At 68.1% G+C, this 21,336-nt stretch carries 17 protein-coding genes and 1 pseudogene; 5 read left to right on the top strand and 13 right to left on the bottom strand.

The window, feature by feature from the left end; translation table 11 throughout:
- The first annotated feature begins 415 nt into the window (after positions 1-415).
- A complete protein-coding gene (locus HD597_RS26570) occupies positions 416-1,348 on the top strand; it encodes an NAD-dependent epimerase/dehydratase family protein (RefSeq protein WP_276083026.1) in 933 nt (310 codons plus the stop codon).
- A gap of 126 nt (positions 1,349-1,474) precedes the next feature.
- On the opposite strand, the gene HD597_RS26565 is transcribed toward HD597_RS26570, so the two are convergent.
- Complete coding sequence (locus HD597_RS26565; protein ID WP_253745432.1) at positions 1,475-2,005, bottom strand: DUF4158 domain-containing protein; 531 nt, start codon at positions 2,003-2,005, stop codon at positions 1,475-1,477.
- 226 nt (positions 2,006-2,231) lie between these two features.
- Positions 2,232-2,594 carry a nuclear transport factor 2 family protein gene (locus HD597_RS26560; protein ID WP_253745431.1) on the bottom strand — a complete coding sequence of 121 codons (363 nt, stop codon included), beginning with the start codon at positions 2,592-2,594 and terminating at the stop codon, positions 2,232-2,234.
- Between the two features lie 200 nt (positions 2,595-2,794).
- On the opposite strand from HD597_RS26560, the gene HD597_RS26555 reads away from it, so the two are divergent.
- Complete coding sequence (locus HD597_RS26555) at positions 2,795-3,697, top strand: WD40 repeat domain-containing protein (protein ID WP_253745430.1); 903 nt, start codon at positions 2,795-2,797, stop codon at positions 3,695-3,697.
- Between the two features lie 286 nt (positions 3,698-3,983).
- Here HD597_RS26555 and HD597_RS26550 read toward each other — a convergent pair whose 3' ends face one another.
- The gene (locus HD597_RS26550; RefSeq protein ID WP_253745429.1) at positions 3,984-6,545 is read right to left on the bottom strand and encodes an FG-GAP-like repeat-containing protein; all 2,562 of its coding nucleotides are present in this window, start codon (positions 6,543-6,545) and stop codon (positions 3,984-3,986) included.
- Between the two features lie 291 nt (positions 6,546-6,836).
- On the opposite strand from HD597_RS26550, the gene HD597_RS64775 reads away from it, so the two are divergent.
- Positions 6,837-10,754: an ALF repeat-containing protein gene (locus tag HD597_RS64775; RefSeq protein WP_308210702.1), complete on the top strand. Its 3,918-nt coding sequence runs from the start codon at positions 6,837-6,839 to the stop codon at positions 10,752-10,754.
- 32 nt (positions 10,755-10,786) lie between these two features.
- Positions 10,787-11,272 (top strand): hypothetical protein, encoded by a 486-nt coding sequence (locus HD597_RS26530; RefSeq protein ID WP_253745428.1) that lies wholly within the window; start codon positions 10,787-10,789, stop codon positions 11,270-11,272.
- A gap of 47 nt (positions 11,273-11,319) precedes the next feature.
- On the opposite strand, the gene HD597_RS26525 is transcribed toward HD597_RS26530, so the two are convergent.
- From HD597_RS26525 to HD597_RS26485, 9 genes and pseudogenes are all read right to left on the bottom strand, one after another.
- A complete protein-coding gene (locus tag HD597_RS26525; protein WP_253745427.1) occupies positions 11,320-12,291 on the bottom strand; it encodes a hypothetical protein in 972 nt (323 codons plus the stop codon).
- A gap of 739 nt (positions 12,292-13,030) precedes the next feature.
- Positions 13,031-13,402, bottom strand: a complete 372-nt coding sequence (locus HD597_RS26520; RefSeq protein ID WP_253745426.1) for a hypothetical protein — start codon at positions 13,400-13,402, stop codon at positions 13,031-13,033.
- 295 nt (positions 13,403-13,697) lie between these two features.
- Positions 13,698-14,012 (bottom strand): tetratricopeptide repeat protein, encoded by a 315-nt coding sequence (locus tag HD597_RS26515; protein WP_253745425.1) that lies wholly within the window; start codon positions 14,010-14,012, stop codon positions 13,698-13,700.
- Positions 14,013-14,085: 73 nt separating this feature from the next.
- The gene (locus HD597_RS26510) at positions 14,086-14,277 is read right to left on the bottom strand and encodes a hypothetical protein (RefSeq protein WP_253745424.1); all 192 of its coding nucleotides are present in this window, start codon (positions 14,275-14,277) and stop codon (positions 14,086-14,088) included.
- 105 nt (positions 14,278-14,382) lie between these two features.
- Positions 14,383-14,762, bottom strand: a pseudogene (locus tag HD597_RS67275) (transposase family protein); the annotation flags it as partial.
- Between the two features lie 416 nt (positions 14,763-15,178).
- Positions 15,179-16,660 carry a serine hydrolase domain-containing protein gene (locus HD597_RS26500; protein ID WP_253745422.1) on the bottom strand — a complete coding sequence of 494 codons (1,482 nt, stop codon included), beginning with the start codon at positions 16,658-16,660 and terminating at the stop codon, positions 15,179-15,181.
- An 825-nt stretch (positions 16,661-17,485) separates the two neighbouring features.
- Positions 17,486-17,830: a hypothetical protein gene (locus tag HD597_RS26495; RefSeq protein WP_253745421.1), complete on the bottom strand. Its 345-nt coding sequence runs from the start codon at positions 17,828-17,830 to the stop codon at positions 17,486-17,488.
- 90 nt (positions 17,831-17,920) lie between these two features.
- The gene (locus HD597_RS26490) at positions 17,921-18,721 is read right to left on the bottom strand and encodes a serine hydrolase domain-containing protein (RefSeq protein WP_253745420.1); all 801 of its coding nucleotides are present in this window, start codon (positions 18,719-18,721) and stop codon (positions 17,921-17,923) included.
- The gene (locus tag HD597_RS26485; RefSeq protein ID WP_253745419.1) at positions 18,666-19,001 is read right to left on the bottom strand and encodes a hypothetical protein; all 336 of its coding nucleotides are present in this window, start codon (positions 18,999-19,001) and stop codon (positions 18,666-18,668) included. Before HD597_RS26485 ends, HD597_RS26490 begins: the two co-directional genes overlap by 56 nt.
- 156 nt (positions 19,002-19,157) lie before the next feature.
- Here HD597_RS26485 and HD597_RS26480 point away from each other — a divergent pair, with 156 nt between their 5' ends.
- On the top strand, positions 19,158-19,496 hold the full coding sequence (locus HD597_RS26480) for a hypothetical protein (RefSeq protein ID WP_253745418.1): 339 nt from the start codon (positions 19,158-19,160) through the stop codon (positions 19,494-19,496).
- Between the two features lie 150 nt (positions 19,497-19,646).
- On the opposite strand, the gene HD597_RS26475 is transcribed toward HD597_RS26480, so the two are convergent.
- Entirely contained in the window at positions 19,647-20,774 is a 1,128-nt protein-coding gene (locus tag HD597_RS26475; RefSeq protein ID WP_253745417.1) for a hypothetical protein, read from the bottom strand.
- Between the last annotated feature and the right edge of the window lie 562 nt (positions 20,775-21,336).

Genomic DNA, 21,336 nt, shown 5'->3' with positions numbered 1-21,336 from the left:
CCGGCGGCCACCGTGGCGCCGAGACCGCCGAGTACGCCGGCAAGTCCGCCGCCCAGAACTGGGCCGACATGGACGCAGACGAGACCGCCGACTGACGCAGGACCCTCGCGGAGCTGGAACCGCTGCCGCTACTTCCGCCGCACCGTGACCTCATCGACTGACTGGGGGCTCTACCAGCCATCCCATGACCACCCGCATCAGAACGGCCAGTCACGATAGAGGCGTCCGCCGGGCTCCTTGACGTGACCGGCCGTTCGATTGTTGCTCAAGCCCCGCGTCCTGGCTTCAGTGCTTAAGGCAGACGTCCGATACCTCCGGAGAGGTGGCATCCGTAGCGTTCTGACTAAGGAAATTGCGACAGTCGGCGCCCGCCGGCTCGTCGCGAGGGGAAGAGCGTCTGAATCAGGAGCTGACCATGAGAGTGCTAGTGGCAGGGGCGACCGGAGCGATGGGCAAGCAGCTGGTGCCGCGGCTGGTTCGTGCGGGGCACGAGGTCTTCGCCATGACGCGGAACGCCTCGAACAAGGCCATGCTGTCGAAGCTGGGTGCGGTGCCGGTCATCGCTGATGCGCTCGATCGCCGTCAGGTCGAGGCGGCCGTGCGGCAGGCGAATCCGGAGGTGATCGTTCATCAGCTGACTGCCATCGATCACATCGACACGCGCAATTTCGATCGCAGTTTCGCCGCCACCAACCGGCTGCGGATGGAGGGCACCGACAATCTACTCGCGGCTGGGCGCGCGGTAGGAGTTCGGCGGTTCGTGGCGCAGAGCAACGGGGCGTTCACCTATGCCCGGACGGGTGGGCCGGTGAAGAGCGAGGCGGATCCGCTGGATCCGTCGCCGGTCAGCCAGATGGCCTCGATGGTCGCTGCTGTCGGGCATCTGGAGAAGGCCGTGCTGGGTGCCGGCTGGACCGAGGGGATCGTGCTTCGGTACGGGGCGTTCTACGGACCGGGCACTTCGATGGCGCCGGGTTCGGAGCAGATCGAGATGATTCGCAGGGGTAAGTTCCCGGTCGTTGGTAAGGGCGGTGGGGTGTGGTCGTTCGTTCACGTCGCTGACGCGGCGGAGGCGACGGTCGCGGCGGTCGAGGGAGGCACCCGCGGGGTCTACAACATCGTCGACGACGATCCCGCCGCGGTTGCCGACTGGCTGCCGGAGGTGGCCCGGATGCTGGGCGCCAGGAAGCCGATGCGGGTGCCGCGATTCGTCGGGCGACTGGCCGCCGGGGAGGCCGGGGTCGTGCTGATGACCGAGCTTCGGGGCGCGTCGAACGCGAAGGCCAAGCGTGAGCTGGGCTGGCGGCCGGCGCATCCGAGCTGGCGGCAGGGCCTGGCGGTGTCCTGATTCCAGGCCGATGCCAATGCCGGGGCCGATCCGGGTGCCGCTCCCCGGGGCCGATCTCGGTGCCTCCCTCCAAGGCCCTCCGCTCCCGAACATGTCCTCAGCCGCCAGGTAGCTGATCGCAGGTCGTCAGTCGTCATCGGTGACTCGATTCCGAAGAAGGCGAACAGCAGCCGGCCTGGCCGCTCGGATCGAGCAGGCCGGGCAGCGGTCCCGCTGAGCATCTTCAGCACCAGGTCGTGCGCGGTCAGCTCGGCCGTGCCGCGGCCGAGGCGCTTCATCTCGACCATGGTGAAGATGGCCCGGCAGGGCGGGGCATCCGCTCTGAACTGCCGGGCCGGCGCGAGCGCCACCTTCGATCTTCAACGTCCGACAGCGGGCCAGCAGCGCCGTCCGCAGCCCTTCGTCCGTGAACACCATCGGGCAGATCTCGTCCGCCAGCCACTCGGCCAGCACGTCCTCATCCGCCCGAGTCGATTCCCGGAACCCCAGCACGTCCCGCACCTGAGCCCGATGCCGCTCGATCGATCGGCCCGACCAGTCGTGCGCCGCCAGCAACGCCGGCTCGACCTTCACCTGGCCAGCCACGTAATCCACCGCGGCCTTGGGCAGCTCACCCACGTGCCGCGGGAAGCGGCCCTCCTGCTCGAAGAACTTCACGGGTTCGGCATCTTCAGGCCTGTTTGCCTCGTGGGTTCAGCGCACTGAACGTCGCTGAGTGATCCCTCTAGGCTTTGATCCTTTTGTGCATGGGCCGGAGCTGGGATACCAAGATCCAGTCCTTGATCTTGCCGGGACAGCCTGGCTTCCAGCGTCGGCCTGCCCCCGGGGGCGGTCCGGCGACCATCCGGCTGGCTGGTCGTCGTCGGACAACGTGTCGGCTATGTCAATCGGTCGTGCTGGCGTGCACGGCGATGATTCGCCAGCCGTGCGTCTCGCCGTATATCCAAGTACGGGTGTAGCGCATCCTGGCCGCGAACGGCGCACCGGAGACGGTCCCTTCGACGGTGCCGAGAAACCACGTCACCCCGGTGCGCCCATCGGCGAGCACGGTCAGCTCCTCCTCGGCCACTCTCGTCACCACCTGCGCCCGAGTGCGGTGCAGCTCCAGGTCGTCCGCCTTGGTCGCAACGTTCGCACCGAAGGTAAAGATCAGCCGATCATCCAGCAGCCGATCCAGCGCCTCGACATCTCCAGCGAGCTGCGCGGCCTGGAGCCGGCGCTCGGCGTCCCGCAAGTCCTCCATCATGAGGTCCACCCTCCCAGCCGGCGCCGTACCCGCGCCAGGACGTTCACGCTCGGCTGATCTTCGCATGTGATTCGCGACGGTAGAGGATTGAAGACCCCCTCCAAGGGGTCAGCGGAGAGCGGCTTCGAGCGCGTCCGGACTGATGAGCGCGGGGGAGGACGGCACCGCCCGCATCCGGGACGCGACCGAGGTCGGGGCCGATGATCCTGCGCGGTCACAAGGGAGACGGCGTCGGCGTCGCCTTCAGCCCGGACGGCCGCGAGGTCGCCAGCACCGGCCGGATGGACCACACTCTCAAGGTCTGGGATCTCACGACGAAAGGCGAACCGGTCGTGTTGCGCGGCCATGCGGCGGCGGTGTGGACCGCCTTATCTGGTCCGGACGGTCAACACATGGCCACCGCCTCGAACGACGGCACCGATCCGAGCCCAGCCCTCGGCACCCACCACCGCCCCCTGCTCAGTGACGCCGACCGCGTCCTGGTCACCCTCGTCTATCTGCGAGGGGTTTGTCCACAGAAGGCCCTGGCCGACCTGCTGGGCACCAACCCGGTCACTATCGGAGAGGCAGTGAGGGAAACCCGCCCCCTCTTGGACGAACATAAGATCGCTGTTCCGCAGTCCACGCACTACTTCTCTCGCGTCCAGGACCTGCGTCAATGGCTGGAACAGGGAGAGGTCACCGAGCAGACGCATCTATCGCAGGCCCTGTCTCATTCAGAGCTGACCGGAATGCCCCGCGAAGCCTTCCACGACCTCCTCCAACGGCTCGCCGTCCCCTACCAGGCCGTCATCGAACAACGCCGTCACCGTCGACGCGGCGGCGCCCCACGCCCCGGAAGCCGGCGCGGCGTCTTCACACAGAAGATCACCGACGCTGATCGGATCCTGGCCACCGTGCTGGCTGGACGCCAACAATGCGATCAACAATCCCTGGCCGACCTGTTCGGCATCAGCCGCGGCACCATCCGCAACGCCATCGACGACGTCCAGCCCCTGCTCGACCAGCATGGCTACTGGGTGACACCAAGCGCTCGGCGCTTCAACACCGCCGATGATGTCCTCACCTTCGCGAGAGCCCACGCAGACGAATCGCCACCTTGATTCTTGACGGCTTCGATGGATCTTGCTCGTTGCCCGCCCCGGGAACGACCGAGCAGGGCGGACTTCAGCCGCAGTTTCCAGCGGCGCCGAAGGCATCGCCGTTTGTCCTCTTCTGTGCCCGCTTCGGCCCTGGCCGGTTCTGTTCTTCGAGGTCGCCCCCTTTGACCTGGCCTTGTCTTGGGCGACGCAGCGGCCGGCCATGCTGTCCCGTGCGGCAGGAAGACAGCATGGCCGGTGCGATGATCACGACCAGTGGGCTGAACACCTGCGTCCAACCCGCCACATGTCAGCCGACGGCGGTGACGACCCATTCAGGGACGATGACCCCACCGGAGCGCGGCTGGTACCGGGTGCCGAAGCGACCGTTACCCAGTCCGGGATAGACCCACAGATCGCGGTTCCCGCTGACGGCGACCAGGTCGGTCTTGCCATCACCGCTCAGATCCATGGCCGCGACCTTGTAGTTGGTCCAGCCGCTGCCAGCGTGGGTGCGGGCGCCGAGGGTGATGCCGCTCTGGCTCGTGTTGGGATAGAACCAGAGGTCACCGTTGCGGTCGATGGCCATGATGTCGGTGCGGTTGTCGCCGTTGAAATCGAAGGGGAAGGTGCGGTAGCCGGTCCAGCCGCTGCTGCCGATCTGGATCCTGGTGGCACCCGCTGCCCCGTCCGGGTAGTGGAACAGCGTGCCGTTGGCGTTGTGGATGGCGAACAGGTCGGCGCGCGGGTTGCTGTTGGCGTTGCCCGCGGTGAAGGTGTATTTCTCCCAGCCGGAGCCGACATCATCTCTGCTACTGCTGGTCAGATATCCGCCCTTGTTGGGATACATCCACAGAACGCCGTCGGAGCCAGACCTGAGGAGGTCGGCCAGGCCGTCCCCGTCCCAGTCAACGACGACCCATCCCATGCCCCAACCGCTGCCGATCTTGACCCGGTTGCTGACGCTGACCGTGTTCTCTCCCGAACTGCTCTGGTTCGGATACATCCACAGGTCACCGGCGCTGTCGGTGAGAATGAGATCGTTGCGGCCGTCTCCGTCGAAGTCGTGGTTGTTCTTGGCGGGCGTCAGCGAGACCCTGTTCCAGGTCTGGACCGTGGACAGCACACCGCTGAAGTAGCCGCCGAGGCTCGCGGCGCCGGTCTTGTGCGCGCCTACGCGCAGCGCGCCGGTGGCCTTCCACTTCGTTGTGTGCCGGACACTGGCGACGTTCTGGCCGTTGACCCAGAGGATCACCAGGCCGGAGGCGGCTTTGTAGGTCACGGTGACCTGTGACCAGACACCCAGCGCAGCGCTGCCCGCGGGCGCGACGGCGGTGTCCCAGACGGGACTGGCCACGTCCGACTGGCTCATGGCGAAGTGCCAGGCCCCGTTCTGGATCCAGAGCTTGAAGCCGGCGGTGTTGACGCCGTCCTGGGAAAGTACGGTGCCACCGGCGGTGGAGGGGGGCGAGTAAGTGCCCTGGATGGTGGGTTTGGCCCAGGCGCTGAGGCTGAAGTCGGCGTCGGTGACGACGGCGAGGCCGCCGGCCGCGAGCGTTCCGGTGGTGCGGTCGAACGCGATGGCCGGGCTGTAGGTGTCGCCGGTCTTCCAGGTCGCGCCGGCGGTGGCGGTCAGCGGGAGGCCTGTTCCGGTGAAGGCGCTGTCGGCGACGGTGCCGACCGCGGTGCCCGACGTAGCCGTGGCGGGCAGGTCGGCCAGGGTCCAGGTGTGGTCCGCCGCGGCGGTGGTGATGGCGTTGACCCAGGTCGTCAGATCGTCAGCGCGGGCGGCGGTGAGGGAGCTGTCGCTCCCGGCGGGGTCGGGGCATCCGGCCTGGCCCGCCTGGCTGAGCACGGCGGCGAGCTTGCCGCCGTTGAGTACGGGTGCACCGGCCATCCCGCTGCACACGAGCGGGCCGGTCGCGGTGGTCAGCGTCGTGGCGGTCGCGGCCGTGAAAGTGACCTGCGCGGTGCGCTGCTGGTCGTTGGTCCAATCGGTGGCGGTCACCCCGGCGCGGCTGTAGCCGACCGTGGACAGTTCGACACCGGTGGGGGCGGTGGTGGCCAGCGGGATCGGGGTGATCCCTTCGACCGGGGCGGCCAGCCGGGCCAGGACCACGTCGCGGCCGGGGCGCGGGCTCAGCCAGTCGACCTTGATGCCGGCCTTTCCGGGGAACGCGACATGGGTCGCGCCGGCCGGCGCGCCTTCGGCGAGCTGGGGCTGGTTCGGGTCGGGGGCCAGGCAGCTCGCGGCGCCCAGCACCCAGCTCGGCGCGACCAGCGTCGCGGTGCACTCGCGGCCGTCGCCGGCGAGTTTGCCGACTGCCGCCTGTGCTCCGGTGCCGGGCGCGGGGCCGGTGCCGGCGCGCAGCTGCAGCAGCATGGTGGGGGAGGCGGTCGGGTCGGTGCCCTCGCCGACTTGGGTGTACCCGTCAGGGTCTACGTTGACGGTGAGGCTTTCGCCGTCGTCGTTGCGTAGTTTGGCGGTCACTTGGTGGCCGGTGCCCTCGCGTAGGCCGTCCCCGCGGATCTCGTACACGCCGGGAACTTCGAGGTTCAGTACGCCGGAGTTGGCGGCTACTCGGAAGCAGACACGGCCGATTCCGTCGGCGCCGATGGCCTCGTCGGTGGTTCGGATCTTTAGCAGGCCGATGTCACCCTGCACCGGCGTGGCGCAGTCGGCCAACAGGATGTGGCCGTCGCCGGAGATCAGCCTGACGTTTTGCGCCTCCAGGATCTCCGCCGCACCAGGGTAGGGATAGACGCCGTTGTCTACCAGTGACGGGAGCGAGATCGCAGACGCGCCGGCCGCCGCCGGCCAGGCAGCTACCGATAAGGACGCTGCCATCGCTGTGGTGACGCCCAGCGTCACCCAGCGTGGGGATAACTTCATGACCACAAACCTCCGATGTTGCCTGTGCGGAAGTTCCGATAGGCCTGCTAACGCTTGAAGGGTTCACGACCCGTTCACGTTGCTCGCGCCTCTGCGGATATGGAACGAGGCTAGAGAAGCCCGGTATGCCGGTGGTATATCCGATCATGTCTGGGATTGCCGGCATTCGAGCAGCGTGTGACACTCCGCTGTGCTGAATGGAGGGTGAACCGGATTCGCCTCGTCAGCGCTTCCCGTATGCGAAACTTTCGAGCGGTGATGGAGGCTGCGGTGCAGCTGAATGTGTGTGCGCGGATACCCATACGGTGGCAGGCGGTGATCGCGACATGCACGGTCCTGGCTGTGCTTGCCAGCCTGCTGCACGCGCCGCCGGCGTATGCCCAGGGGACGGTTCCCGCTGATCGCCCCCTCGTGGTGTCGGCCTGGCAGGAGGGTGGTCCGCAGGTCCGATTAGCTGCCGAGGCCGCGTTGCTGGGTTCGGACGCTCAGGTCAGCGCGTTTCTGGATGGCGGATGGGCCCAGGCCCAGCGTCTCGATCAGCGGGAGAATCTTGCGCGGGTCATCAGTAACGGTGGTCCCGCCCTGCGCGCGAAGGCTCAGGCCGCCCTGGACGCGGACGTCGCAGGTGACCAGAACGCGATCCCCACGTTCCTGAAGAGCGGTTGGCAGGGCCCGTCGGACATCGACACCCGGGTGTCGGTGAACCAGCTGATGGCCTCCGGCGGCGATCAGGTCAAGCAGGCGGCGCAGGCCGTACTGGACTCCGGGACCGCCGAGGAGATGCGGAGGTTCCTGGAGTCCGGCTGGCAGGCGCAGTGGAACACCGACCAGCGGCTGCGGATCAACCAGGCCATAGCCACAGGTGGCCCGCAAGTCCGCGCCGCGGGCCAGAAGGCACTGGACGCAGGTGCGCCGGAGGCGCTGGAGGCATTCCTCTCCTACGGCTGGGCCGTGGCCTCGGCGCGGGACGAGGAGACCGCGACTCTAGAAGACCTGCTGGGCCAGGCGAAGGAGGCCAAGGCGCTGGCGGAGCAGGAGACCGCCAACGCCACGAGCGAGGCCGATCGCGCCAGGGACTCCGCAGCCGCGGCGCGCCGGTCGGCGGCGGAGGCCGCTGCCGCGACCGCGGAGGCACGCGACAACATGGCTGAGGCGAAGGCGCAGGCCAAGCGGGCGGCCAGGGCGGCGGAGCAGGCGGCTGAGGCGGCGCAGGTGGCCGTTCAGGCTGCGGCTGCGGCGAACCGGGCGGCGCGTGCCGCAGCCACCGCGGCGGCACGCGCCGCGCAGATGGCGTCGAAGGCCAACCAGAAGGCTTCCGAGGCTTATCAGCATGCCGCAGCCGCGGCCGTCGATGCCACTTTTGCGGAGAACGCACGGCAAGCGGCGCAGGCAGCCCAAAGGATCGCCCGGGAGACGGATGAGTTCGCCGAGCTGGTCAACTTGGCGCTCACGGCGGTCAGGGCCAACTCCCATGCGGTCACAGCGGCTACGGCTGCGGCTGAGAATGCTCTGGCGGCAGCGGCTGCCAATGACGAGGCTGTACGGTACGCCAACGCGGCCGGCGCGGACGCCCAGGAGGCGGTCGCCGCGGCGGCAAGGGCACGGGCCAACGCCGAGCGGGCCGCGCGGGCGGCACGGGCGGCACAGAAGTACCTCCAGACAGCCATCGATGCCGCGATCAAGGCGCGAGACGCCGCCATCAAGGCGGCAGCCAACGCCCGGGCCGCGGCCGTCGCGGCCCTCGAAGCCGCCGAGCACGCGGGCGACGCCGCCAAGGCGGCGGAACGGGCCACCGAATACGCCAACCTGGCCACCACGGCCGCGCAGCAGGCGCTGGACACCGCAACCCAGGCAGTCGCGGTCTACGATGCGGCGCGTGTCGCCGACGCCGAACGCCTGGCGGTGGCCCGGGACGAGGGGTTGGAGACCGCCCGGACAGCCAACGTCGCGTATGAGAGGCAGCAGCGGGCCGCCGACTGGGATGTCGACCAGGCCGCCAAACGCGACGCCGAGACCAACAGGCTCATCGCGGTGGTCCTCGACCCGGCCACCGAGCGCGCGGCCGCGGTCGCGGCCGCTCGCAAGGTCGCGCTCAATCTGGCCGGCGGCCAGAGCGCCTGGACCAAGCAGGCGGCGCTGGGCGCACTGGGTGGCGCCGACGATCTCGTGCTGGAGTTCGTGCGCGCCGGCCTCGCCCGCGCTGAGGCGCAGGACAACCGCATCGCGGTGACCAAGCTGTCGGTGACCGACAACGCCGCCCTGGAGACGGCGGCCATGAACGCCCTGGCCGGCAGCGACCAGACGGTTGCGACCTTCCTGCGTACGCAGAGCTATCCCGGCCGGTACACGGCGGACCGGCTGAAGGTCAACCAGATCCTGGCCGCGGCCAAGACGGCCGGCGATGTCGTGCTGGCGCAGCGAGCCGAGCAAGCCCTTGAGGCCGACACGCCGCAGGCGTTGCGAGACTTCCTCGACACCGGCCAGTACACCGCGGCGGTCATCGGTGAGCGGGTGCGGGTCAACCAGATCCTGGCCAGCCCGGACAGCGGGCCGGAGGTGAAGGCGGCAGCGCAGATAGCCTTGGAGGGACCCGCTCCGGGTCTGCGGCAGTTCCTCAGCACGGGCCGGTTCACCGCGGCCGAGCGGGACCACGAAACCGCGGTTCACCTCGCTGTGGTCGCCGGCCTGCTGACAAAGATCAGCCAGGCCGCCGAGTCGGCCGTGGAGAGCGCTCTGGAAGCGCAGGCCGTAGCCGCCCGCGCCCGCGACGACGCCGCGTTGGCCGCATCCTACGCTCAGCAGGCGATCGACTCGGCGCAGCGGGCCGCCGGCTACGCTCAGCAGGCCAGGGTGCACGCCGACCGAGCCGCTGCCTCGGTGGAGAAGGCCGCGGCTGCGGTCAAGACCGCCGTCGGGGCGGCCACGAAGGCCAGAACCTCCGCCCACAGCGCCCTCCGGTCGGCCACCTGGGCGATCGCCTCCCACGCGATGGCCGTCGACGCCGCCAACAGCGCCACCCGAGCAGCACGCCTTGCCTACAATTCGGCCATCAACGCCGGTCAGAGTGCCGACGCTGCCGCCAGGGCGGCCGATGCGGTTTCCAAGGATTATGAGCACGCCGCCGGCGTAGAAATCGCCAAATGCGACTTCGAGTACAACCGGGATGACTATGCTCGGCTGGAGGATGCATACGGCTTAGCAGAGGGCCAGTTCTATCGCGACTGCATCTACAACATCCTCGGGGATCCGGAGGAGCTGGCCACACGGGTATACCTCAACTCCGCCTTCTGTGACATCTATCCGCAGGACAGCCAGTCCTACGAGAACTGCATTGCCTCCACATCGGCTCCCGGCTTCGAAGCGATACAGGAATACAACCTTACCTTCGAGGCGCTCAGGTACGCGCTCACGATGTTCGAAGTGGGGTGGATGCCGGCCATTGTCGGCTGTCAGGTCACACTGGTCTGCGGAGCAGCACTTACCATCGCCACGGTAGGTGTCGAAATATATCGTTTCGTCCAGGGCGACCAATCGCTGGCCAAGACGCTGCTCAACCTCGGCACGATCGGTCTTGAATCGCTGGCCGGATATGGGATCGGAAAACTGCTCAGCAGTGGGTTCCGGGCACTCAAGAGGGCCTTCGCAGCTTCCAAGACGGGCACGAGCGCGATATCGGAGATCCGTAGAGGCCTGCTCCAAACCGAGCAAAAGCTGGTCCTCGCGCACGTCCGGGCGATGCTTGCCAGCGAATACCCCACGGTCAGGGACACCGCCTTCTTCTGGTCCGGCCGCACGCAGATAGCACCTGACAAGTATGTGTATGCCGGACCCGATCTTGTCGCTGAAATTGCGAAGGCGAAGGGTGGCACCTCGCTCGAAATGCTCATGGACAGCCGCGGGATTCCACAGGCGCAAATTCCGAAAGAGCTAGAGTGGGACCCCTGGGAGATGCCATGGGACGCCATCCAGGACCAGGTCAATGATGCGTGGACCCAGATCTCCCTGAATTACGCGCGAAATGCCTCCGGCGTGGTCAGGGTGGTTCACGGAACAAGTCTGCGCCCGGGCAACGTCTGGGAGACGACGGAGTTCCCCGCGCTCAAGGCCAATCCCAACGTCACCAAAATAATCAAAATAACCATCGTCGACGCGACTACGCGGACGGAGGAAGTGATCTTCGAGCGATAGTCGACAGAAGACCGTGCTGGTACCCTGTTTCGGTGGAATTTGCGATCACTGAAGAATGGAAAGAGCGGGTCGTCTACCGGGAACAGGGTGCCAGCTTCACCTTCGACTGCGCCTGGGGCGTCAAGCCTCACACCGTCTTCGTGCCATCCGCCGCATACTGGCCGCAGGCGACTCCGGCCTGGATGCACGATCGGCGGGACGAGATTATCGGTCGCCTCCGCGCTCATTTGGGTGCGCGCTACGTCATCGAGGAGTTCGAGAAGAGCGACACGGGTCCCCGGCCATGGGTGACGGTTCTCGGGGCCCGCCATTCGGACGGGTCAGTTTCCGGCGAGTGGATCGCCGTGCTCATGGATCCCGACGAAACAGCCACCCCCCACGCCTCCTGGACGCCCGAACAGCGCAGTCAGTTCTTCGCTGATCACGCGGGGCGGGTCGGCGGCGGGTCCACACCGGACGAGGCGGTGGAAGATCTCCGGCAACGGGTCGGCCAGCCCGGATTGCGCTGGGGAACCTGAACGAGACATCCGCGTGCCGCAGCCACAAGGGCTGCGGCCGGGAACGGTCAGATCCAGTCGGCGACCCGGAGGACGGAGAGCATGTCGTGTGAACGAGGGTCGGCCATGTCGTTGGATGGGTAGAACGCGGCCTCGACACCCACCCAGCCCCGCCATCCACCGTTGCCGTCGATGATCTGCAGCAGCGGATGGACGTGACTGTTGCCGCGCGGGCACGGGGCCTTCTCGCTGAAACAGTCGCACCAGTGCCAGAACGTGTCCCGGCGGTCGGAACTGCTGATCTTCTGGATGTAGTTGTTCAGCGCCTTGTTGTCCGAGCCCGTGCAGTTGCAGCTCGTGAGGGTCTGGATCTTCACCGTGAGGCACGAGGCGGAGACAGTGCACAGCCGCCAGGGGTCCAGGCCCCAGGTCTTCTTCACGAACTTGACCTCGTCATGAGCCGCCCGGTAGAAGGTCATCGTCGCGCCGGACTGCGCCTGCAGGACCGTGCTCATGGCCCGGCGCTCGGTGAAGGCCGCGTTGCTGCCGTAGCCGTAGCCGTGAGTGAACTTCTTCGCATACTTGAAGCTCAGCCGGCTGTAGGTGCCGCCGGGTGCGAGGTGAACGGACCACTCCTCAGACAGCCACGCGTCCAGATCCCAGTCGATGTTGACGATCTGCCGTTCGTCGTCGGCGGTGTAGAGGTGGTAACGCCCGCTGCGCAGTTCGGGGGCGGCCGAGGTGAACCCGGCGACGGTCTGGATCTCGCACCTGCGTACCGTGTCGTCGGTGCCGGAACGGGTGCCGGCGGGCACGGTGCCGGTGCCCACCCGGGCGGCGGGCTGTCGCTGATCCCACCACCAGGTTCGGCTTCGCACCCGGCCGTCGGTACCGAGTTGATAGGTCCCGAGCCGCACCCAGTCGTCTCCGGAGGTGCCTTGTCTCAGCAGGCCGAACGACACGACGTAATTCGCCTTGCCGCCGGGGAGCGCCTGGGCGGCGGGGGCGATCGGGCCGAGGATCACGGCGATGCACGCCATGGTCGCGGATCTCTTAATCGCATATACCTGCGACAAGCTAGGGAGTCTCGGTATCTCGCGGGCATGCCGAGAAGGTCCGCTCATGCAGGGTGGGCCTGGGTGTCCGGTGACCTCGGACGTCCATGCCGACGGGTTCCTGACGGCACGCGGTCGTGGGACGGTCCGACGCGGGCGCTGCGGGCCGTCCGCGGACCGCGCCGCGGGTCACTGACGCTCTTCCCGTCGCTCTGCCTCTGGCGGGAAGGCGTTCATGGAGGAGAGGACGCCCGCGCCGCTGCCGGTTCTCCAGCTGACCACGCAGTGGGAAGTGCCGTTGTAGAGCAGGCAGACGGTGGCTGTCGTGCCGGTTACGTCGTTGTTCGGGCTGTGAGAGTCGACGACGTGGTAGCTGCCGCCGCCGCATGCCTCGATCGGTGAAGGCGATTGTTGCCCGGCGCTTGAGCCTTGTTCTCCGCTCTCTCTCGACGGTCAGAACGGCGGTTCGCGGTGGTCGGTGAACACCCGCGTCGCCGGATCGTCGTCCTGAATTCGCCACCTGCCCCCTAGAGTCCGCGGCGTCCGTCATCGTGACATCGATACGGGAGATCGCCGGCGAACCGGGCACGAGGTCGATCACACCCACAGCCGGGCCCCCTGGAGCCACGAGCGCAGGCCCTCGCGTGGTGCGGACCTGGCAGTTCGACGCGGGACCTACGCTCGTGATCCGTTCATCCCGCGTCCCGGACGCGACCATGCCGGGTCAGCTGCAGCGCGAGACCCTGAACACGTCGTCCGGCTTGTAGACGGCGGCGTAGAACTTCTTCTTGCCCTTGGTCTTGGCGTTGACCGTCATGCAGCGGTACTTCACGGACTTGTCGCCGACCGAACCCTTCCGCGTGAACGCGATCTTGACGCTGAGCCTGTGGCTGCAGTGGTTGTTGAAGTAGATGGTCGCCGTCGTGATGCCCTCGCCCCAGGAGAAGTTGGCCCACTTGCCCTTGGGGCTGGAGCAGGGGACGCTGTCACGCTCGACCGCCGCCACCTGTGCGGAGGCCGCCGTGGCCGGGGTCAGCACCATGGCCGCCACGGTGGCGGAGCCGAGCAGAACGGACGAGAGTTTCTTGAGATTCATGCCTTACACACCTCGGAAGAGTGCCCTGAGTCGCTGGTTTGCCTGGACGATCATCGGTGATGCGCGTCCGGAATCGAATGCGCGCCTCCGTATCCAAGATCGCAGGCGGGGCATGCAGAACTGCTGCAAGAAATCTGCAGTCGCGAATGCGCGGGGAACGCTGGTCCGCCGCTGGGAGGGGCCTCAAGGCGAACGGTTACGCCACGGCATCGTGCTCCTTGAGCGACTCGTCATGGGCTCCTTGGCGTTGTAGAGCCCGCTGCACACCGAAGATCACAAAATGATGCCGGAAGCACTAGCGGTCGGCGAAGCACTCCTGCGCCCGCTGGAGCGCGCGGGCGCCCAGACCGACGTCGCTGCTCAGCCGGTGGCAGCGCATGAAGTGCTCGCGTGCCTCCTCGACCCGGTTCTGGGCCAATCGCAGGTCTCCGAGGGTGTAGGCGGTCAGTGCCTGGCCGTAGGTGTCGCCGGTCCTGGTGAACAGGTCGCGGCAGTGCTCCAGCATCGCCGCGGCCTCGTCGTGGCGTCCGAGGGCGGCGGGGCCGGTGGGGTGAGGACGATGCCGAGGACGAGCAGCAGCCAGGGGAGCGACGCCACCAGTGCCGCCCACGCCGCCTCCGCGGGCCCCACCCCGGACCAGGTGACGAGCGCCAGCCTCACCAGCTCGGTCACGGCGATGAAGATCAGGGCGCCCAGCGGCATGCGCGGGGCACCGTACCGGCGGGGGCGTCCGCCCGCGGCTGGAGGAGCCGCGCGCCGGCCAGAAGGCCGACCAGCTTCGCCACGGCGTACGCGAGCCCGAGACCGGCGCTGAGCCAGGTGGGCCCGCCGGCCACCAGCGCCAGCACGACAGCGACGGCGAGGTTCAGGAGCAACTGGCGCGAACGCGGCGGGTAAGCGGTTCATGTGGCCCTCCTCAGATGATCGGTCAACGGCCAGCCGGGTCCGGTGGTCCCCCCGCGAGTCAGTCCTAAGTCGGATCAGTGGTCGTAGGCGATCAGTGATCGGGTGATGGGCTGGCCGGTGGCTCGGTTGCGCGAGATGGCGGCGATCAGGGCCAGGACGCGCTGGGCGACGCGGATGCTGATGCCTGTGGGGGTACGGGCACCGTACAGATCAAACACAGGCGCAGCCCCCAGAACCAGCGCGAGTGGCAGTGGCCGTAGCCGGCCCAGCCGACCGGCTCGGAACGCTGGCCGGTGCGACGGGGGCGGCCGCACACGACCGGTGTGCTGTCGACCACCCAGACCGGATCGCTCCACAGATCGGTGTCGCGCGCCAGGACCCGGATCGCCCGTTTCAGCAGGGGCAGGGCCTGGTGCGGGCGCTTGTCGCAGCGGGACCGGCCGGGCGGGCAAGGAGAGCGCCGGATCTCCAGCAGCCGGCGCTCGTACGCCTTCCCAGCCTCACGAGCGCCCGCCCGCCGGGGGAATCAGTCGCAGTTGCCCCAGGTCGCACGTCCGCCCTCGGCCCTTGCGAGGCCGTTCGGTTGGATGATGCCGTAGAACTTCGTCCTTGATCGCTCTGGGCTGCGCCTGGAGCGTGGCGGTGACCTGCGTCGCCGTGCCGACGCAGCTCGACGTGATCGTGACGACGCAGTGCTGGCGGGCCCTGCGGCTGTAGAGCAGGTAGACGGTGCCGTAGCGGCGCCCGCTCCTAGTCTTGACGGCCTTGATGCCTCCGGAGACCATACCGAAGCCCGCGCCGCAGCTGCTCTGCGGGCTTCGGGTGGCGGTCGCCTCGGCCGGCGTCGACTTCGGCCGCGGGCAGGTCGCCTCATTGCCCGGCGTCTCCGCCGAAGACCTCCGTGACGAGCTCCTGCGTGACCTCCTGGAAGACCGGCCCCAGCGACATCGTCGCGTCGTCCACGTAGTTGAGCGCCGCCGTCAGGGTCGTGCCGCCGTCCTGCGAGCTGTACATCAGTGCCGCATGGCCCGCCATCCCGCCGTTGTGGGTGATGACCGTGCCCCCGCCAGGAGCCTCCTGCACCATCACCCCCAGCCCGTAACCGATCCCCGGGTACGTCACGCACATCTCGGCCAGCAGCTCGGCGGGCAGAAGCCTGCCGCTCGCCAGCGCGGAGACGAACGTGTGAAGGTCCCGGCTCGTCGAGATCATGTCACCGCCGCTGGAAATCCACGAAGGGTTCTGGCGGGTGACGTCGACGATCGTCTCCTGGCCGCCCTCCTCATAGCGGTAGTAGGCGTGGGCGTGCGGCTCGGGGACGTCGATCTCGGTGCTCAGCGCCCTGGTGCCGGTCAGCCCGAGCGGCTCCAGGATCCGCCGCCGCATCTCCTCGGCGTAGGAGTTGCCGGTGACCTTCTCGATGAGCAGCCTGGCGACCACGTAGTTGGTGTTGGCGTAGCTCCAATCCGATCCGGGCTCGAACCGCGCCGGCTTGGACAGCGCCAGCCGTACCAGTTCCTCCGGCAGGTAGGTCTTGAAGCGGTTGTCCACCCACTCCTTGCCCGAGTTGGTGGCGGCGATCCCCGGCGCGGACGTGCCGTCGGGGTAGTACTCACCGGTGAAGTTGAAGATGCCGCTCGTGTGCTGCAGCAGCATGCGCACGGTGATCCGGCGGTCGAGGCCGAACTCGGGCAGGTAGTCGTCCACCGGCACGTCCAGCCCGGCCTTGCCCTCGGCCACCAGTTGCAGCACCAGGACCGCGGTGAAGGTCTTGGTGTTGCTCCCGATCCGCACGTGCCCGTTCACCGGCGGCTGCTCCGTCCCGCCCAGCTCGCGTGCACCTGCCCTGCCGAGCCACTCGCCGCGCCCATCGTGCACGCGCAGTTCCACGCCGACGAAGCCGGACTCGACCATCTTCTGCATGATCTTCCGCAGCCCGGGGCGGTCCTGCTCTGCGGCATCGAGGGCCGCGGCAATCTTGCGGGCCATCTCTGCCGCTGCCGGGCCGGACCGCTGGCCGCGCATGGCGGCCTCGACGGCGACCAGGACGGTGGAGCGGTAGTTGCTCGCCTCCGCCGGGTCGTGCTTGCTGAGCAGGTCCATGGCGGTGGTGAGCGCGGGAAGCGCCTGGTCGGCGAGCGCGGCGACGGACTTGCCGCCCAGCTGCGCGCCCTTCGGCTTGCTGCCCAGCACGTGCCCGACCAGGCCGGTCGCGGTGGCGAGGGCGAGGGAGCCGTCGGTGCCGGCCTTGTGCGCGGAGCCGCCGGCGCTGGCGGCGCTGATCAGCGAGACGGCGCCCCAGGCGCCGATCCACAGGGTGATCTTGTCCTGGTCGGAGAGGGCGACGGACACGGTGTTACTCCTTGTACGAGTCGAGTGGAGGTCAGGCGTCGATGGCCTGGTAAAAGAAGCTTCGGAAGGCGTGGGACGTGCGCGGAGCTCGGGACGGACGGTCCGGCCTGGGGGAGTTGGATTCCAGTGACCTGGAGGATGAGGTCGGCGTAGACGGAGCGGCCGCTCCCGCCGTCCGAGCCGAACTGCCCGATCGGCGCGTGCCGCCGCAGCATGCGCGCACCGCCATGCCGAATGCCCAGCCGCCGTGCTGTCCCTGGCCGAAGGAGATGCGCACGCTGTCGAGGCCCATCGCAGTGTGGCGGCGGTCTGCCCGGGCGTCGGCCGGCCGGTGGACATCAGCTCCATCGCAGGATGCGACCGCCCTGGAAGGGCGGGCGCCTTGCTGTGCCTGCCGGTCACGTCCTACACCGGGAACTCGCCGCTCTGCAGGTCGGGCGAATACAGGTCGACGTCGCCCCCTCGCGTACTTGCGTTCTCACCCACCCGTACGACGCAGGCCCGGCTGTTCCCCGGCGGGACAGTTCTGGTCGTGGTCAGGCGGGCGTGCTGAGTAGGTCCGGACTGCGCCAGTCACGGCGGCGAGAGCGGACCTGTCCAACGCCCCGGCGAGTTCGCCCAAGTTGCAGCGTCCGGACAGTCGCATCACCGGCGCCAGCTCGTCGTCCCCCTGTCACGGTCTCAAACCGTAGTGGTCTCCGAGACGACAGGACCTCGCAGGTCAAACGATGATCGACTCAGGCCGAGTGGCATCAGGGCAGGCTGCCCCAAGAGTCACCCGGCGTGATCAACGAACGCCAGGAAGGCTGATGGCAGTTGAAGGCGTCAACAGTAGTACGCCTCGCGGATCTCACCGCCCAGTCGGGTGTAATCCTGGAGCCTCTTGGTCTGCTCACGTGCGATGATCGTGCAAGGCGGATCAACAGGCCGGTGGAGGTCAGGCCGATCCCTGCCGCGGCGAGAGCCGACGACCAATACGGTGACAGCGCACTTGATCGACATCGGGCGTCCTTCTTTCGGCTCACGCAGATAATTTGTGCTCGCCCAGCATCGCAGGAAGGCGATGCAGATCTGCTGCAAGAAATCTGCAGTCGAGCACTGCGTCCGACGAATGTTCCATTCATTCAGGTGGTCGCGCCCGAGATGCGGTGCAAAAGCAAACGTGGACACGGTGAGCAGGCGCAGGTTCTTTCCTGGTCGGGACGGATGAGGAGGTTCACCGGGCCCCCAGCGGCAGGCGTGGCCGCCGGAAGGCTGTGGTCATGAGCCGGGGCAGAGCACGGCTTCGGCGGCCTTGGCGGTCGCGTCGCCGACGGCCGTCGCCTTCTCGTTGTCGATCTTCAAGGTGGCGGCCATGGCGAACTGGATGCGGCCGTCGGCCGTGGAGAAGGTGGTGGAGCTGATCCCGGGCAGACCGCCGGAGGCGGAGGAGACCGTGCCGCCGCACAGGTTGGGGAAGGGCCGCGGAAGCTGCCGTTCCAGCTCCGCGGGCACCAGCCTGCCCTGGCTGAGCGCGCGGTAGAAGGCGCTGACGTCGTGCGCCGTGGAGATCACCGCGCTGGGGGTGACGTTGAGCCGGTCGACGTCGCGAGGCCGGCCCTTGGCGTCGGGGTGGTAGCCGTGGCCGTGCGGACCCTTGATGATGTGCTTGGAGGGCTTGGTGGCCAGATAGGTGTCCTTCATGCCGAGCGGGGCGAGCAGGCGCCGCTGGAACTCCCCGGCCAGGTCGCGGCCGGTCACCCTCTCGATGATCATTTCGAGGAGGACGTAGTTGGTGGTGGAGTAACGGTACTGCCCCGGGTCCCCCCGCCGGGGGACGGTCCGTGCGGCCTTGACCAGGTCGATCCGCTCGTAGACGGTGGTGAAGTCGAAGACGTCGAACTTCCCGCTCTCGTCGAAGTCGGGGATGCCGGAGGTGTGCCGGAGCAACTGCTGCACGGTGATCTCATCGGCTCGATCCACGTAGTCGTGCTCGGCCATCTCCGGCAGCAGGCTGCTGAGCTTGTCATCCACCTTCAGCTTGCCTTCGCCGGCCAGTTGCAGGACCATCGTGGCCTCCATGAGCTTGGTCTGCGACGCGATCCGGTAACGCGAATCCGAGGGGATGCGCCCGCCCCTGCCGCACGAGCAGGCGCGAACCGGCCGTTCCCCGGCCCACCCGCTTGCCGTCGACGAACACCTCGCCGATGGCCCCCACCACGCCGTCGGTCTTGGCCAGGGTCGTGATCACCTGCTGGACGTCTCCCAGCTCGGCCTGCTCGGCGGCCGCGGGTGCGGGAACGCCGAGCGACAGCACCGCGCATGCCAGCCCGGCCATGACCAGCGCTCTTCCACGCCTCATCGATGTGATCCTCTCGCCACGGAATTTCGAGGGTGACCACATCTACCTGCCGGCACCTATCAAGGGCCGATCGGCGGACCATACCTCTTCCATAGGCCGGCGTCGCCATATTGATCCCTGCTCGAACGGGCGCTCATTCGACGGAGGAGATGTCTCATGCGACGACGGGTCTTCAGCGCGCTGGTCACGGCGCCGTTCGCGCTCGCCCTGCTCCTGACCGGCTGCGGTTCCGGTGACGAGGGAGGGGCGGACGTGGCCTCGGTGTCCGGCGGTACCGGCGACAAGGCCGTGGCAAGCGCTCAGCCGGGCGCGGACTCGCAGGAGAAGGCGCGGAAGTTCGCCCAGTGCATGCGCGACAACGGCGTCGATGCCTACCCCGTCCCCGAAGGCGGCATGATGCGCATCACCAGGGAGGCCGCCGAGGACCCGGACTTGAAGGCCGCCGAGGAGAAGTGCCAGCAGCAGGCGGCTGACGCCAGCCCGGGAGGTTCTTGATGGGTACGGCCACCGCCACGGTGTCCAGGCAGACCCTGAACGACACGCGGGACGCCGGCGGCGAGCTCGGCTACGGCCCCGTGACTTCGGTCCTGGCCCGGCAGCCCGGCACGATCACCTGGCTGCCCCGCAGCGGCGGCGTGCGTGGCGCTACAGCAGGCGCTCGCGTTCGGCGGCTGCCGCTTCCCGGGCTTCGGCGAAGAACGACGCGGTGCGGCGCTTCTGCCACTCCTCCTCGTCGAGCTCTTCGGTCTCGTCGAGTTCGGTGGCGTCTTCGGCGTAGAGCAGCCAGCAGCCGCGGATGCCGCTGAGCAGGTCCTCCAGAAGGTCGAGGGCCGGGCGGGCGGGATCCAGCGGTGTGATCCGCAGGCCGAGCGCGTCCAGGCTGAGCTCAGGCTGGTCCTCGCGCCGCTTGTCGAGCAGTTGCTCGGCGGTGGTGATGCGCTGCTGGAGTGCCGTGATGTCGGGGATCTCGCCTTCCGCGACCCGCAGGGCGTCGCGGATCAGGGGCATTACGGCCTGGCGAGGCGTGGCGCCGTCGGCCATCAGCTCCAGGACGAGGGTGGGGGTCTCGTGGGGGAGTGCCTCGATGTTGTCGGCTTCGACCACGATCTGGGTGGCGGGGAGCCCGGTCGAGTCGGCGGTGATGGTGGCTGCCGCGTCGAGCCAGTGGGCGGCGGCGATGGCGGCCGCGGCGGGGTCGATGTCGGTGAAGAGTGCTTCGGGGCCGAAGGGGTTGTCGTGCAGCAGGTTGCTGGCTTGGGCGACCTGGATCGGGCTGGCGTCTTCGCGGGTGAGGGTGACGGCCTGGCGGGAGCGTTCGGTCAGGTTGCCCAGCTCGGCCTGTTCGATGGCGGCCAGTTCGGCGCCGACGTCGATGGTGACGCGGGTGGTCAGCTCGGCGGCGTTGAGGGCGTGCAGGGCTCGGCCGACCTGGTGGGCGGCTTCTTCGACGCGGATGGAGGACTGGATCATGTAGCCGTCGGCGGGCAGGTTGGGGCTGGTCAAGGCGGTGAGGACGCTGGTGAAGGCGTCGCGTTCTTCCTGCCGGCGCTCGCCTTCGGAGCCGGGCTCGTGGCTGTCGGCGGCGCTGGCAGGATGGGTGTAGCACCGCCAGCAGGCGTCAGAGAGCTGGGTCAGCGTCCTGGCCAGGTGCAGGGCGTCGTGGCTGGAGATCCCGGCGGGCAGATCGGCTACGTCCACCGCGGTATCTCCCGACCCGGTGCTCCAGGAGGCGATGAGGATGTTGCGGCGGTGATCGACGGCGTACCGGGTCAAGAACGCTCCTCGCGAATGCGCAAGAACAGTGCTGGGACACGCTCAGCATGGAGCATCAGCGGCCGGTTGAGTGCCGGATTCAAGAGGCGCGCCTGATCTTTCGTCCGTCTGCTGTCAGAGCGAGTCCGGCCTGTGGCTGTCGGGCCTGGCGAGAGCCGGCGGGGATTTCCGCTGATCTGCTGGAAGCTCCGGCGGCCGTGACGGTGCGCTCCTGCCACCGGGATGGGGCCATCGTCGCCCGGTCACTGCAGGTCACAGAGGATCGGCCACGCATCCGCCGGTACGCGAGACAACCGTCCGAGCGGACGGGTGCGTAGCGAAGGGGCCGCGTTTCCACCGGTCACAGGCACAGTGGGGTGTTGAGGGGCACGCTTCTGAGGAGCGCGACGGTCCCATGACAGATGCCGCTGGCACAGAATCCCTTGTCAGACTTGGGCAGTGACGACGAGCCAGCGTGCTGTCACCTTCCGCGTCTTATCGACCTGATCGTAGGCTTTCGCAGGATTTCCATGCGCTGGGTGTGACTGAGCTGTCCGGGCGGTCGGGCGAAGATCCGGATACC

It is taken from the genome of Nonomuraea thailandensis, assembly GCF_024172165.1.
Classification (GTDB): domain Bacteria; phylum Actinomycetota; class Actinomycetes; order Streptosporangiales; family Streptosporangiaceae; genus Nonomuraea; species Nonomuraea thailandensis.
The sequence above is the reverse complement of the archived record's forward strand: the minus strand, read 5'-3'. Positions and strand labels throughout refer to the sequence as shown.

What these genes read in the sequence shown, in the direction of transcription:
- HD597_RS26570 (WP_276083026.1), top strand. Translation starts at nt 416, where the DNA reads ATGAGAGTGCTAGTGGCAGGGGCGACCGGAGCGATGGGCAAGCAGCTG.
- HD597_RS26560 (WP_253745431.1), bottom strand. Translation starts at nt 2,594, where the DNA reads ATGATGGAGGACTTGCGGGACGCCGAGCGCCGGCTCCAGGCCGCGCAG.
- HD597_RS26555 (WP_253745430.1), top strand. Translation starts at nt 2,795, where the DNA reads ATGATCCTGCGCGGTCACAAGGGAGACGGCGTCGGCGTCGCCTTCAGC.
- HD597_RS26525 (WP_253745427.1), bottom strand. Translation starts at nt 12,291, where the DNA reads ATGGCGTGCATCGCCGTGATCCTCGGCCCGATCGCCCCCGCCGCCCAG.
- HD597_RS26520 (WP_253745426.1), bottom strand. Translation starts at nt 13,402, where the DNA reads ATGAATCTCAAGAAACTCTCGTCCGTTCTGCTCGGCTCCGCCACCGTG.
- HD597_RS26490 (WP_253745420.1), bottom strand. Translation starts at nt 18,721, where the DNA reads ATGGAGGCCACGATGGTCCTGCAACTGGCCGGCGAAGGCAAGCTGAAG.
- HD597_RS26485 (WP_253745419.1), bottom strand. Translation starts at nt 19,001, where the DNA reads ATGAGGCGTGGAAGAGCGCTGGTCATGGCCGGGCTGGCATGCGCGGTG.
- HD597_RS26480 (WP_253745418.1), top strand. Translation starts at nt 19,158, where the DNA reads ATGCGACGACGGGTCTTCAGCGCGCTGGTCACGGCGCCGTTCGCGCTC.